Genomic DNA, 14,879 nt, shown 5'->3' with positions numbered 1-14,879 from the left:
CCGAATGAATAAAAGAATAATCGCGGCGCTGGGAGCGGTTGGACTTGTCGCGGTGGTGATCGCCGTCTGGCTGTATGGACGCAACAGTCAGGACACGAATCAGCTCCGCCTCTACGGTAATGTGGATATTCGCCAGGTTTCGCTGGCTTTTGAAGACAGTGGCCGGATTAACCGCATGCTGGTGGAGGAAGGTGATCGCGTGCATGCCGGACAGGTACTGGCCAGCCTCGACGTCAGCGCCTTAAATATCCAGCAACAACAGGCTCAGGCACGATTAGATGCCCAAAAACAAACGGTCCGTGAACAACAAGCCGGTGCCCGTCCCGAGGAGATCGCCCAGGCAAAAGCCCAGCTGGCCTCAGCGCAGGCGCAACTGGCAAAAGCACGCGAGGATCTGAGCCGCGTACAGCGCATCTCCGCATCGACCAACGGTAAAGGGATCAGTCAGCAGGAACAGGACATGAGCCGCAGTAACCTGCAGGTGGCAGAAGCCAGCGTCAAAGAACGGCTGGCCAGCCTGGCCTTGCTGGTTGCAGGCGTGCGTTCCGAACAACGTCTCGCTTCGGTCGCACAGGTACGCGCACTCCAGTCCGATGTCGATTTGCTGCAATATCGCCTCTCGCAAGCCGAGTTGCGAGCGCCATCAGACGCGGTGGTCCGTGCCCGATTGCAGGAACCGGGCGATATGACCAGCGCGCAAAAAACGGTATACACCCTGGCATTAAGCGAACCCAAATGGGTGCGTGTCTGGGTCAGTGAGCGCGACCTGAGTCGTGTGAGATCAGGCATGACCGCTCGTATCGTGACCGATTCTTTCCCGAACAAACCCATAACCGGTACGGTAGGTTTTATCTCTTCAGTCGCGGAATTCACGCCTAAGGCAGTACAGACCGAGGAGCTACGAACTAACCTGGTTTATGAAGTGCGCATTGTGGTTAACGATCCTGATGACCAGCTGCGCATGGGGCAACCCGCCACCGTAACGCTGGATACCGCCGCCATCGACCACGGTAAGCATTATGGCAACTGAGCAGGATGTGGTGGTTGCCCGCAATCTGGTGCGTAGCTTTGCGGCTTCAGCAAAATCCGACGCGACAGTACAGGCCGTCGACGGCCTGACGCTGAACATTCGCGCCGGAGAGCTGACAGCGCTGGTTGGCCCCGATGGCGCAGGGAAAACAACGTTACTGCGCCTGATCGCCGGACTTTATGCCCCGACATCAGGCGACCTCACTGTACTGGGGAACGATGTGGCAACCTATCCGCAAGCAGTACAGAATCGCATCAGTTATATGCCACAACGTTTCGGTCTGTATGAAGATCTCAGCGTACAAGAGAATCTCGACCTTTATGCCGATCTCCATGGCGTGCCACAGCAAGTCCGGGAGGAACGTTTTGCCCGACTACTGAAAATTACCGATCTCAGTCGTTTTACAGCACGACCGGCAGGCAAGTTATCCGGCGGGATGAAGCAGAAACTTGGTCTGGCCTGCACGCTGGTGCGATCCCCGGATCTGCTCTTGCTGGATGAACCCAGCGTAGGCGTCGATCCTTTATCTCGCCGTGACCTCTGGCAAATCATTGAGCAGCTGGTAAGCGATGAACAACTGAGCGTCATCATTAGCACCGCCTATATGGATGAAGCGGAGCGCTGTGCGCAGGTTTATGTCATGTACCAGGGAAAGATTCTCGCACAGGGCACGCCTGATGCCTTACGGCGCAAAGCACACGGCCTGACATGGCAGGCCAGCCCGCCTGCCGGACTCAAAGCACGCACTCTGCAAGCGCGACTGCTGGAAAATCGCCAACAGATAATTGATGCCGTCCCTAAAGGGGATAAGGTGCGTTTTATCTGTCAGCCGGGTGGCGAAAGTGCCCTGCCTCCTGAAGTGAAAGCCATAGCACGGGAAGCCGACCTGGAAGATGGTTTTATGTTGCTGTTGCATCAGGCACAACCACAGGCAACCGCACAACCAGTAACGGCAGACAGGGCTTCACCCGCGCCGCAACAGTCAGCAGAACCGGTGATTGTGGTGCGGAATCTGGTCAGGAAATTTGGTGATTTCACCGCCGTTGCCAGTACCTCGTTTGATGTGAAGCGCGGTGAGATTTTCGGTCTCCTCGGACCAAACGGGGCCGGCAAAACGACAACCTTCCGTATGTTGTGTGGATTGTTACCTGCCAGTAGCGGGCAACTGGAAGTCGCGGGGCTCAACCTGCGCACCGCGCGCGCTAAAGCCCGGGCGCGGATTGGTTATGTTTCACAAAAGTTTGCGCTCTACAGCAATCTGACAGTGAAGGAAAACCTGACTTTTTTCGGCGGTGCCTATGGCCTGTTTGGGCAGCGACTGGCGCAACAAATCACCACTTCCCTGCATCAATTCAACCTTGCCGCTGATGCCATCAGCGGCGAATTACCGGGTGGCTATAAACAACGATTGTCGATGGCAGCGGCATTGTTACATGAACCTGAGATCGTCTTTCTTGATGAACCCACCAGCGGCATCGATCCACTGGCGCGGCGCGCGTTCTGGTACACCATCGGAGAGCTGGCTAATAAAGGGATCACGGTGATCGTGACCACGCATTTTATGGAGGAGGCGGAATATTGCGACCGCATTGCCATTCAGGACGCCGGAAAATTGCTGGCGCTTGGCACACCCCATGAAGTTCGCCAGCAGGCAGGTTTAGCCCATGCTGCGGATATGAATGCGGCATTTATCGCCATCGTTGAGCAAGGTCGCTCTCATCAGGAGAAGCCGCTATGAACGATTCTTCTTTTATCAGCCGCCTGCTGTCACTGACACGTAAAGAAACACGTCAGCTATTGCGCGATAGAAGCAACCTGGCGGTGGGCCTGCTGTTACCCATCGTGTTAATCCTGTTGTTTGGCTATGGCATCTCTTTTGATTTATCCAACGCCAGAATTGCAGTGGTACAGGAACAACGCACGCCGCAAAGCCATGCGGTGATCACCGCGCTGGAAGGGAGCCGCTATCTGACAGTGCAGCAATACCCCGACCTGCAAAGTGCACAGCTTGCCTTGCGGCGTGGCGACACTGACGCCATTTTACGCATTCCACCTGATTTCGCCGCCGCGCTGAGTGCACAACGTGGCAGGCTGCAATTGTTGCTGAATGGGGCCTCGACCAGCGTCGCCTCAGCAGCGCAAAGTTATATCAGTGGTGCCCTGGCACGCCAGGCACCAATGAGCAGCGGAGGCGCAGTGACCATTGAGCAACGCATGTGGTTCAATGAATCCGGCAACAGTACCTGGTTCATCGTGCCGGGATTAATTGTGTTGATCCTGACGCTGGTCGGGGCATTTCTCACCGCATTGCTGATAGCCCGTGAACGTGAGCGTGGCACGCTCGAAGCATTGTTTGTCACCCCGGTGCGTCCGCTGGAATTGGTCCTCGCCAAACTCGCACCTTATGTGGTGCTCGGCACAATTGATCTGCTGATCTGCCTGTTGGCGGCGCACTTTCTGTTTGACGTTCCGATCCGCGGTTCACTTTGGGCCATCGTTTTCGCTTCCCTGCTCTATCTGCTGGTCTCGCTGGGAATGGGTCTGACGATTTCCGGGTTCGCATCCGGCCAATTCCTCGCCAGCCAGATCGCGCTGATTGCCAGTTTTATGCCTGCTCTGATGCTTTCTGGCTTTGTTTTTGACATCCGCAATTTGCCTCTGGTGGTACAGATTATCAGCCAGTTGCTACCTGCAACTCACTTTATGTCGCTCATCAAAACCCTGTTCCTCGCCGGAGATGACTGGCCCTTGTTCCTGAAGGAGTGCGGCATTCTGATGGTGTTTGCCCTGGTGTTTATTAGCGCTTCGCGTATGTCACTGCGTAAACGATTGAGATAATCCCGATGACCCTGTTGAGCCTCTGGCTGCGCCATATTCGCTTTCTTATCCATAAGGAGATGTTGGCGATCCTGAAAGAACCTGCCAATCGGGTCATTCTGTTCGCCCCGGCTTTGATGCAGGCGCTGCTGTTCGGTTATGCCGCCACCTATGATGTCAACCATGTGGACTACGCGGTGCTGGATCAAAGCCGTGGCCAGGCATCGAATGCACTGCTCACCCATCTCGATGGCACCGGGGTATTTAACCGCACTGCGACCCTCAGCGCCTCATCACAGATTGATCATGTGGTGACAACGGGTGATGCATTGCTGGTGCTGGTCTTCCCGCCAGATTTCGAACGCCGACTCAATAACGGTGAGTCATCCCCCCTTCAGATGATTCTCGATGGGCGCAATTCCTCCACCGCCGGGGCAGCGGCAGCTTATATCAGCGCGGTAGTGAGCGATTTTAACCAACGCAGCATGGGCCAGCAGGCTGCCGTTTCGCTGGAAACCCGTGCCTGGTATAACCCTAATCTGGAATCGCGTTGGGGTCTGATGCCCACCCTGATCGCCGCCCTGAGTATGATTCAGACGCTGATGCTGTCCGCGTTATCTGTGGCGCGTGAGCGTGAGCAGGGAACCTTTGATCAATTGCTGGTCACCCCCTTTACGCCAATGCAATTGTTGATTGGCAAGGCGCTCCCCTCAATTTTGGTCGGGCTGATTCAGTCCACGCTGATTTTGTTGATCATTCTGTTCTGGTTCCAAATCCCCATGAATGGATCGATTGCCCTGCTCTATCTCGGCCTGCTGAGTTTCAACATCGCGGCGGTGGGTCTCGGCCTGTCAATCTCTGCGGTATCAATCAACATGCAACAGGCGATGCTCTATACCTTTTTGGTGATTATGCCCCTGATGCTGCTTTCCGGCCTGCTGACGCCAGTGCAGACCATGCCCACCGCACTCAATATCCTGACTTACGCCAATCCGCTGCGTTTTGCCATTGACCTGGTACGGCGGGTCTATCTCGAAGGTGCGGGTTTCAGCGATGTCGCGTTTGATTTTATTCCCATGCTGGCGCTGGCAGTGATCACACTGCCCCTCGCGGCCTGGTTGTTCCGTAACCGACTTTATTAACTGGATTTGCTATGAAGAATCGCCACTGCGCTTTATTGACACTGCTGACCGTGATTGGCCTCAGCGGCTGTACCGTCGGCCCGGACTATCGGCAACCAAAATCTGCCGCTCCGGCGGACTGGACCCAATGGCGCAGCGGGGACGCTTCGCTACACGCAATGCCAAATGCGGGGATAATGACTGACCGCCAATGGTGGAAACGCTACAACGACCCACAACTTAACGCTTTGGTCGATCGTGCCCTGTCTGCCAGCCCGGATATCAAAACCGCCGCATTACATTTCGCCAGTGCCCGCGCGCAATACCGCGTTACCCGTGCCCAACAGGTGCCTGAAATCGCTGCCAGTGCCAAAGTGAGCCGGGAGCAACAAAGCGGCAATGGTCCGTCCACCCGTGCGTTGAAAGAAATTTTACCCAACCCGGATCAGGTGGTGGATTTGATGGCCGATCCTTATAACTGGTATCAGGCCGGGCTGAATTTTTCGTGGGAAATTGATCTGTGGGGCCATGTACAACGGGCAGTGGAAGCCTCGAATGCGGATGCATCGGCACAACAAGCCATGCTGGACCTGGCCAGACTCAGTATCGTGGCTGATGTGGTGAATAATTACTACAATCTGCGCGCGATTCAGCAACAAATCGCGCTGGCAAAACAGGACGTTAACACTCTCGATGAACGTCTTACGCTAATTAAAGCCCGCACCGCCGGTGGCGCATTGGATTATAGCACTGAGGAACGACAGCAAAGTGAGCTGGCCGCCACCCGGGCTAACCTGATTGATTTGCAGGCGCAGGAAACTGTCGCCATCAACCAGCTGTTGTTATTACTGGGTGAACATCCGGGAGCTCTGCGCCAGCAACTGGCTTTCAATCCAGCCACACCGGCGACGTCGGAGCTACCTTCCCTGCAACTGGGCATCCCTTCCGCTGTCGCACAGGCGCGTCCGGATATTCGTGCTGCGGAAGCGCGTTTACATGCTGCCACCGCACGCATCGGGGTTGCAGAGGCTGAGCTTTATCCCAGCATCACGCTCGGTGCACGCCTTGGTTTTGATTCTTACAGTGAAAACAATTTCGCCGAATGGGGCAGCCGCACCTGGTCGGTCGGCCCGACTCTCGATCTGCCCATATTTGACCGGGGACGACGCAAAGCAACCGTCGTATTGCGTGAAATTGACCAGCAACAGGCGGCTATCAATTATCACAAGACCGTGTTGCAAGCCTGGCAGGAAATTGATGATGCACTGAGCCGCTACGCGGCGGCACAGCAAAAACTCCAGCAACAACAACAGCGCGCACAGAGCGCACAACAGGCGCTGACCCTGATTAAGGCACGTTATGATGGTGGTGTGATCAATTTTATCGATGTGCTCGATACTCAGCGCAGTGCTATTCAGGCACGGCAGGCACTGGCATTAAGTCAGCGAGATTTAATGACAGCCTGGGCTGCCGTTAACCGGGCCACCGGGAATTATCCCCATTAATGACTTCCTCCCAGGGCGAAAATTAACATTTAGAGTGATGGCAAGGTCAATTGAGGGATGATTCATTGCAAAATTATGTAATTTGTAATCATCTGAAAATGCACTCGCTCAATTTTAATTGAGTTGTGGCAGAAAGTTACCTGCGTGTTAATTAGCAGTTAAAGCTAAAAGTCATTCGGCTAAAAGGTATTTATTATTCCTAACGGTGGTGATTACCTGCCGTGCGCAACCGTCGATTTTTATCAACGAAGATTAAACGACAACAACCCTATTACCATACGTATAACTGGCTTAACAGTAGCGTTTGAGGAGTCAGATATGAAAGCATTAGTGAATGACATCATTTCTATTTTTACCGAGAAGACAATTAATCCGGTACTGGTCCGCTCAGGATTATCTCACCGTGAAATTGCGTCGATCCACCCCGTGGGCGTAACCAGCGTCAGCTGGGTGACATCAATGGAAGAACTCAACGACGCCTTTGTGAAAAAGGCACTTGAAGCGGGCGCTGTGGGTTACCACATCACCAATGTGGATGCTCATCAGCCAGGCAATGATGGACAGCATGTGATGGCTGCCACCGCAACGCTGTATCATATCAATGACAAAGTGGCTTATGGCTAACGCGCGTGAGGCACATCGCCAGGTACGCTTCCCCTGGCGATGTGTGGTTATTTAGCTGAACAACTCCGCACCAATATAAGAGCCTTCCGCAGGTGCCGGTGGAATAAAGAAAATACCGGAACCAATATGTGAAATATATTCATTAAGCGCGTCCGCCGCGCCCAGTTTAGCCTGCAGCGTTTCAAAGTGCGCCGGATCATTCTGATAACTGATAAACAGCAGCCCCGCATCCAGCAAGCCTAGATTATTAAGGCCATCGGTATAATTGTAGGAACGACGCAGTATGCGGATCCCTTTATTATTCTCATGCGCGGCCAGGCTGATATGCGCAGTGGCCGGGATAACGAGTTCCCCCGCCTGATCTTTCACCTCAAAATCAGGCTGATCGAACTCTTTGTGCCCGCTCAGTGGCGCACCCGAGAGTTTATGGCGGCCAAACACGTTGTTTTGGTCGCTGACGCGGTCAGTGTCCCAGTTTTCAATGTGCATACGAATCTTCCGCACCACCTGGTAGGTGCCCTGTTGCTGCCAGGCTGGACCGTCATCTTTAATCCACACATGGCGGTTAAAATCGGTCTTCTCGGTGATATTGCGCGTGCCGTCTTTGAAACCAAACAGATTACGCGGCGTGGATTGCCCTTTCCCCGCCGAAGCGCGACCAAAGCCCAATACCGACCAGCGCGTGGCCGCAGTACCCGTCGATTTGGCGATACGCGCCAGGTTGCGGACCGCATGGTAAGCCACCTGCGGGTCATCCGCACACGCCTGGATAGAGAGATCACCGCCGGTGAGTTCCGGGCTGAAATTGTCGCTGGGCAGTTGAATCAGCTCACGCATCAGGGCGGGTTTCTTAGCTGCCAGGCCCAAATCATCGCTAAAAATGCGCGGCCCCAGACCTACGGTGACGGTTAACGACGCTGGCCCCAAATCCATGGCTTCGCCGGTATCATTGCCTACGCCGCTGGTGCGAGTGGGTTCAACCTGACCAATGGTTTCGCCACGCATCATCTGTGCAATGGCAGAAGACCAGCGCGCCAGTAAAACCTGCAAATCACGTGGGTTTTTCGAGGTTAAATCGAAAGTCATAAACATAATATGACGCTGCGGTGGCGTTTCGATGCCCACCTGCCCGCCAGTGCCATAGAAAGCATGCTCACGTGAAAGATCAACCCGATCCTCTGGGTTATGGATCGCTTCATTCTGTCCATGCGCCGCGCTGATGGCCGGAATGGTCAATGCGCTGGCCACCGCCCCTTTCAGCAAATCGCGTCGGGTGAAATTACCGGCCTCCCTGGCCGGTTTTGTCTTATCGTTCATCGATTATTTTCCGCTGGTTGCTACTTTTTCAGCGATTTTTGACAAGGGTTCCTGCAACGCCTGCACAGCACGACTCAGTTTTGCACCATCTGAGGCTTTCAGTTCGGCGGTGTAGTATTTATAACCCCCCGGAATCGCTGGGTCACGGTAGGTATCCAGTAGCGTGCGTACTGCCGCAAACTGCTCACTCACTTGTTTAGTCAGTTCAGGATCGATTTTTTCCAGTCCCGGTTTCAGGAAGGCAAATGATTGCTCTGCACCTTCGATATTACCTGCAAAATCAATCAGATCGAGATGGCTGAAGGCTTCTTCTTCACCACTGATTTTATTGCTCTGGACTTCTTCCAGCAGGTCTGCGGCACCGTTTGCAAGATCTTCAGGTTTGTACGTCAGTGCTTTTACCTGCTTATCCAGCTTGCCAACATTGCTTTGTAGCTCTGCTGCCAACTGTTTGGTTTCCGCAGTGATCACCCCTTTGCCAAACAGGTCACGCTCCAGTGCGTGGAAGCCATGCCAGCCCACTTTCGGATCGATGTTGGACGCGCGCATGTCAACAAGGTAGTCAAGATTGCCCGCGTTATCGGTCGCTTTGAAACCCGGTAACACGAAGCCACTGACGTCAGATTCAATACGTTCATAGAACGGACGCGCTTTCGCATAATCGGCTTTGGCTTTTTCTACATCGCCCGCATCGATATCGGCCTTCAGGCGATCAACTGCCACAACCATGGCATCAACCACACCGCTCACATACCCCGCGTAACCTTTGGTACCTTCTTCCAGCAAGGTTGCTACGCTACCGGTTGCGGGTGCTGCGCTTTTACCGGTCACGGTAAAGTTGGTCAGCTCCTGCTTCGCGCCGGGGCAATAAATCTGATAGGTGCCGCCATCCAGTGTCAGCGTGAATTTCACCGCAGGCAGGCCCGGTGCCAGATTCTCTTTTTCACCCAGAATACGGTTATCGCTCAGCAGCTCCAGCTCAGTCAGTGACGTCGCGGTTTTGTTCACAACAGTGAAGGTGACCGGACCCGCTTTCGCGGTGGTATGGTCGATATGGCAGGTGCCATCGCCTTCACTGGTCATGGTGATATTGACCTGCGAAACACCGTTTTTCACAGGTGCCTGCGTTGCGGCCTGCGCATCAACCGAAAGCAGCAGAGCCGCGGAAATCCCTGCCGCAATGAGCGCGTATTTTTTGGTGAACGGTTTTGTCTTCATCGTGCCTTCCTGTTTGTTTTTCAGGCAATATCATTGGTGAGTTGAACTGTCCAGCAGTCCCTGTTTGCTGCGTCCTCGGGCACGAACACCTTTTAGCCGCCTGAACTGGCGACTGGCTGAGAAAAAGCAGGTGAAGGCCAGAATGGCAAAAAGCGTAGGTAAAATAACGGCCCAGAAGTGGTAAACATCCTGCGCAGCCGCCGCATCACGTAACCGTTGTTCGATATCCTGCGAAAACGCCGGGCTGATTTGCCAGTCGCAGCCCGCTTCTGCGCTGCGGGCGCGGGCGCTGATGGTGCGTGGCGACTGTAAGCCACTGCCTGATAGAGTGATAAAGGTTGCCGGGTGCGATTCTGCGGTCACCACCACGCCACGCATCATGGTGGCATCGACGCTGCAATTCACCGTCCATTTCGCCTGATAAGGTCCGGGATGCTGCGCCGGGCTTAACCCCACAGGAATGCGGTTGCCGTAAGCTGCCATTACCTGGTCCAGCGTCAGTGGCGAGCTGGCATCGGCTGGCTCATAGCTGTAATTCGCCTGCCACTCCTGCTTACCGGAAGTGGTGACCTTGCTTAACTGATCGTCAGGCACCGTGAGCGATGCTGCTGGCAGCCCCTCAAGGGTGACGGCAAACTGTGGCTTGCCCGCGGCAGGTTGGCTACTGATATGGCCCACGGTTTGCTGCGAAGTGCGGCTAACCAGCGGCATTTCATCGGGAATATCGGCATTCGGTGCCGGGTACACCAGAAACAGCAGCACGGCGGTGAGTGCCAGGCCTGCCCCGGTCACGGCGGTGAATTGTGCTGCGCGTTTCGGTGCCGGTCGCAGATGGGCTGGCCAGTAGATCAATCCCGCAACCGCGACGATGTAAATCAGCCAGCCGGCAAACTCAACCAGTCGGGGATCGGCCGGAATACCCAGCACGCCGGTAATCAGGGCAGACTGAATCGTACCCGGCGTCACCAGCCAGGTGAGGTCGGCAACACGCTGCTGCCCGGCATTCAACCAGCCCGCTTCATGGGCACTGCGTAAGGCGGAGATAATTAATCCGGCGGCAACCAGAATCAGGAACAGCCCGGTAAAACGGAAGAAACGCGACAGATTGATACGAATTCCACCGGCATAAATCCCCCATCCCACGAGGATCGCGACCAGCAAGCCCAGAACCGCGCCTACCGCCGCCCAGATTGCCGATTGTGAGGCAGAAAAGGTTGCCAGTAAGAAGACGCTGGTCTCGAACCCTTCTTTCAACACCGACAAAAAAGCCATGCTGGCGAGGGCCATCGCGCTGGAACGGGTTATCGCCTCTGCGGCTTCGGTTTCCAGCTGACGCTTCAGGTTATGGGCGTGAGAGTTCATCCACATCACCATGCCGGTGACAAAGAACACAGCTACCAGACCGATGATGGACTCCATCATCTCCTGACGAGCCTGCGGTAACGCGTTTTCGGTCAGGTTCAGCACAAAACCAACCGCAAGGGAGAGGATGACGGCACAGACCACGCCCACCCACATGGCGGTCAGAGGTTTGCCATTTTTGCGTAAGAAAGCGGCGATAATACCTACGATTAATGCAGCTTCGAGGCCTTCGCGCAGTGCGATAATGAACGTCGCCAGCAAGTAGAGTGCTCCAGATAGTCGCTAAAAGCGTAATGATAATAATTATTAGTATCACTACACATGAAAATAATAAATATTCCCTACTCACGACGCAGTAAAAAAAGGAAAAACTCTAATTGATCCATGGTTCACCAGATATTATCTGGTATTCCATCACGACGAACATCACAACATTAAGTTAACCTTAAGGAAGCCCCTGATTAATCAGGGGGCTCTTGTGTGGCGGTTTTCAGTATTAAAAATACACAGCTGGCAAAATTTATTTTTCGATTGTAGAGATATGTAAAGGAAACAGATTGATATGACAGGGATTTTATTTGTTAGCTGGCTGGCGGCAGCGCCTGCAATATCCGATCGGCCTCGGCAGCGCTTAGCGGGTACTGATAAAACTGGCGATAAAAGCTGCGCGTGGCCTCATTGATATTCAGCGCGGGAAACAATTCCGGGTGGAGCTTCGCGGCAGCCCACTGAATCTGCAATGCCACCTCAGTACCATAACGGTCCCAGGGGAACACCCCAGCCGGATTCTGCCAGACGCGATGGTTCTGCACCGCCTTCACGCTATTGAAAAGACCTGCGTAATCAGAATCCGCCAGATTTCCCGCACCAGCACCAATGATAATCACGTCCGGGTTCCAGCGAATAACATCCTCCGGAGAAACAGGCTTCATATTGCCATCAATCCCCGCAGCCACATTGCGCCCACCCGCGAGGTTGATCCAGGTATCAATCAGCGTGTTGCGGCCATCCACTTTCAATGGATGGAGCGACTGAATATGCAGCACCGTCGGGCGCTGGCTGGTGGTTAATCCCTGAGTTTTAGCCTGAATGCGGGCAATTTGCTGATCCAGATAGTGGTTATAAGCCACAGCCCGCGCCTGCGCCTCCGGTGTGCCAATCACCGCCGCCGTAGTGGTGAGGGAACGTTTCATCGAATCGAAGTCATCGAACTGCATCTCCAGCACCGGAATACCCGCCAGACGATAGGACTGGGCATCCGGATCATTGGCCGGAACAAAGACCGCATCCACATGCCGCGCCACCAGTGCTTCACTGGCGAAGGTTTTACCATGCGCCTGTAAAGCCTGGTTCAGTGACGGCTGAACCTTAAACATCCACGGCCGATCTGCCGGATGGTTTACCGTCGCGACAATGCGGTCACCCGCCCCCAGCGTCATCATTAACGAATGATGGGCGAACCAGGCATCAGCGACATGGTTGACCGGGTGGGTGATCTCCACACGGTTACCACGATCGTCTGTCACGGTTTGCGCCAGGGTAGTGGCGCTGGCCAGCAATAACGGCAGCGCAAGCGCCAACCGGCAAATCGGTTTCAACATCGGTGTGTTCCCGTCAGAAGTTAAGCTGCATGGAGACCTGAACCATACGCGGTTCGCCCAGTTGAGCACTGGCGTAACCCGAGCCGCTATAGCCATTTAGCCCGCCCGGTACGATATTGGTCCAGTAGTGGCGATTCGTCAGGTTGGTCACATCCAGACGGAAGGTGGTGGCGGTGTTGAACAGTTGGGTCCGCCATGCCGTTCCGGCATCCAGCGTGGTATAGCCACTCACCCAGCCATCGTTCTGGTTATCAGTGCTGCGACGACCAACATAATGCAGGCCACCGTGGATATCCGTGCCACTCAGCATCGGCAAGTCATAGGCGGCAAACAGGCTGGCGACGTAGCGTGACAAACCGACGATTTGCTTATCCTCCGTCTGTTTGCTGGCAGTTTTTAACAAGCGCGGGTCCAGCCACGTCATACCACCGTAAATATGCAGGCGATCGGTGACATCCCCATCAGCCATCAACTCAATACCCCGGTTACGCTGTTCACCATCGATGGCGTAATCACCGCTGGCATTGGTATAAGCATACGGACGCTTGATCTGGAACACTGCGGCGGTGAGGAGAAGTTTATTAATCGCCAGTTTGCTGCCCATCTCAACCTGACGGCTGCGATAAGGTGCGAGGATGTTGCCAGCGTTATTCGATCCGGTGGGCGCGGTATCGCCCTGTTGCAGGCTATCGGCGTAGCTGACATACAGCGTCAGCGGATCCACCGGCTTATACATCAAACTGGCAGAGCCGCTAAAGCCGCTGTTCGACGATTCGCTGGTACGGCTGCCGGCCTTGTTGTAGTTGGACGAACTCAGCAGGCTTTCGCTGCCCGCCAGTAACAGGCTCCATTGCGGTGAGAACGACAGGTTATCGCTCAGCAAAAAAGCGTGTTGCGTGGCAGTGGCCGAATGGTAGCGATCGGTGAAATCCGGGTAATCCGGTTCAGCAAAGGCCTGCGGATTGTCCAGCGAGGCACTACCCAGCGTTGAAGTCCCTCCCGCTATCGGATTCATATTTTTCCAGACAAAACCGCGCATGCCGGTGGATATCTGGTGATGAATCCAGCCGGTATCCACTTCACCGTTCAGATTCGCCATATAGCTGTTGATGGTAAAACGGCTGGCAGTGGCGGAGGACGTGGTGGTGGTGTAATGGCCTTTATTGTCGGTAAACGTATTGGTAACCGCCGTCGATTCGCGATCGGCGATTTGCCGCAACACCCCGATTTCACCCTGCCAGTTGCCGTTAAAATCGTGCTTCAGATGCACGCCAGCGGTCAACGTATGGTTGTTGTCACCGGCATAGGACTGGCCCAGACGCGCTGTTTTCGGATCGGGTGCGGCGGGAAATGTCAGGCCACTACCCAGCGCAAATTTACCCGGCAAGCCTTTGTCATAGAAATGGTAATAGCTGAAGTTGGTCTCCAGCACCGTCTTATCGGTAAGGTTGGCGTCCAGCGCCAGGCTGACTAACTGACGACGTTTCTTGCTGCCTTTTACGTACCCATCGCCTTCATCATCCAGCATATTCAGGCGATAGCGCAGCCGGTCATTAGCATCCAGCGGGCCGCTAAAATCACCCGACAGCAGATGGCTAAGCCCGGTTCCGCCACCGACCGTGATGCTATGCTGCGGGATATCGGTGGGACGTTTGCTGACAAAATTAAATAACCCAGCCGGGTTGGCGGGACCATACAGCGAACCGGCCAGACCATTCAGCACTTCCAGATGATCAAACTGCTCGGCGGCGTAATCGGTGGTTGAGACGACATTCAACCCATCGATCATGCTGTTTTGTACCACGCTGCCCTGCATACCCCGCGTCTGCGGACGCGCGCCATCTCCCTGTACCGAAGGCATATAACGATAGATATCGGTGATACTTTTCAGTTGCTGACGTTTCATTAATTGTGGAGAAACTGTCTCAACCGACCAGGGTGTATTGCGTATTTCCTGGCTTCCTAAATTACCTAAGGTGGCTTTTTTATCGACAGATGAAGGGGTTTGATTAGGTGCTGCGGTGACGGTAATAGCAGGCTGCTCGGTGCTGCTTTCTGCCGCATTGGTATTAATCGCTATCAGTACGCTTAAACTTATTAAACTGATAACCGGGGTGTTGCGCGAATGAATTTTCATTTCCTGGCCATTGCTTTACTGAATAAAAAAGATTGATTTATGGTATTGTTTTGTAAGGTTATTATTATCGTTGTGTAAATCATTATATATCGTTAAATTTTAAAAGAGCAATCGTATATTTAGTCATGGCACACTTCGCTATATAAT

11 protein-coding genes are annotated in these 14,879 nt (G+C 54.2%); 6 read left to right on the top strand and 5 right to left on the bottom strand.

The features are described 5' to 3' along the window. Positions 1 to 4 precede the first annotated feature (4 nt). The 6 genes from CUN67_RS22170 to CUN67_RS22145 all read left to right on the top strand — a co-directional run bounded on the left by CUN67_RS22170 (position 5) and on the right by CUN67_RS22145 (position 7,097). Positions 5 to 1,030, top strand: coding sequence for an efflux RND transporter periplasmic adaptor subunit (locus tag CUN67_RS22170; RefSeq protein ID WP_208717616.1), 1,026 nt, complete (start codon positions 5 to 7; stop codon positions 1,028 to 1,030). Next, positions 1,020 to 2,768 carry an ATP-binding cassette domain-containing protein gene (locus CUN67_RS22165; protein WP_208717615.1) on the top strand — a complete coding sequence of 583 codons (1,749 nt, stop codon included), beginning with the start codon at positions 1,020 to 1,022 and terminating at the stop codon, positions 2,766 to 2,768. Before CUN67_RS22170 ends, CUN67_RS22165 begins: the two co-directional genes overlap by 11 nt. Beyond that, positions 2,765 to 3,868 (top strand): ABC transporter permease, encoded by a 1,104-nt coding sequence (locus CUN67_RS22160; protein WP_208717614.1) that lies wholly within the window; start codon positions 2,765 to 2,767, stop codon positions 3,866 to 3,868. Before CUN67_RS22165 ends, CUN67_RS22160 begins: the two co-directional genes overlap by 4 nt. Before the next feature lie 5 nt (positions 3,869 to 3,873). Next, a complete protein-coding gene (locus tag CUN67_RS22155) occupies positions 3,874 to 4,989 on the top strand; it encodes an ABC transporter permease (RefSeq protein WP_208717613.1) in 1,116 nt (371 codons plus the stop codon). Positions 4,990 to 5,000: 11 nt separating this feature from the next. After that, positions 5,001 to 6,473, top strand: coding sequence for an efflux transporter outer membrane subunit (locus CUN67_RS22150; RefSeq protein ID WP_208717612.1), 1,473 nt, complete (start codon positions 5,001 to 5,003; stop codon positions 6,471 to 6,473). A 318-nt stretch (positions 6,474 to 6,791) separates the two neighbouring features. Further along, a complete protein-coding gene (locus CUN67_RS22145) occupies positions 6,792 to 7,097 on the top strand; it encodes a DUF1471 domain-containing protein (RefSeq protein WP_208717611.1) in 306 nt (101 codons plus the stop codon). A 51-nt stretch (positions 7,098 to 7,148) separates the two neighbouring features. Here the strand turns inward: CUN67_RS22145 and efeB are convergent, their stop codons facing one another. The 5 genes from efeB to CUN67_RS22120 form a co-directional block, all read right to left on the bottom strand. Beyond that, a complete protein-coding gene (gene efeB, locus CUN67_RS22140; RefSeq protein ID WP_208717610.1) occupies positions 7,149 to 8,414 on the bottom strand; it encodes an iron uptake transporter deferrochelatase/peroxidase subunit in 1,266 nt (421 codons plus the stop codon). A gap of 3 nt (positions 8,415 to 8,417) precedes the next feature. After that, positions 8,418 to 9,632 (bottom strand): iron uptake system protein EfeO, encoded by a 1,215-nt coding sequence (efeO, locus tag CUN67_RS22135; protein ID WP_208717609.1) that lies wholly within the window; start codon positions 9,630 to 9,632, stop codon positions 8,418 to 8,420. A 30-nt stretch (positions 9,633 to 9,662) separates the two neighbouring features. After that, a complete protein-coding gene (efeU, locus tag CUN67_RS22130; RefSeq protein ID WP_208717608.1) occupies positions 9,663 to 11,255 on the bottom strand; it encodes an iron uptake transporter permease EfeU in 1,593 nt (530 codons plus the stop codon). Positions 11,256 to 11,575: 320 nt separating this feature from the next. Beyond that, positions 11,576 to 12,595 carry an ABC transporter substrate-binding protein gene (locus CUN67_RS22125; protein ID WP_208717607.1) on the bottom strand — a complete coding sequence of 340 codons (1,020 nt, stop codon included), beginning with the start codon at positions 12,593 to 12,595 and terminating at the stop codon, positions 11,576 to 11,578. A gap of 13 nt (positions 12,596 to 12,608) precedes the next feature. Beyond that, positions 12,609 to 14,732: a TonB-dependent receptor gene (locus CUN67_RS22120; RefSeq protein WP_208717606.1), complete on the bottom strand. Its 2,124-nt coding sequence runs from the start codon at positions 14,730 to 14,732 to the stop codon at positions 12,609 to 12,611. Positions 14,733 to 14,879: the final 147 nt, after the last annotated feature.

The organism is Pantoea cypripedii, from assembly GCF_011395035.1.
Classification (GTDB): Bacteria; Pseudomonadota; Gammaproteobacteria; order Enterobacterales; family Enterobacteriaceae; genus Pantoea; species Pantoea cypripedii_A.
Note: the sequence above shows the minus strand (reverse complement) of the source record. Positions and strands in the feature narration are given on the sequence as shown.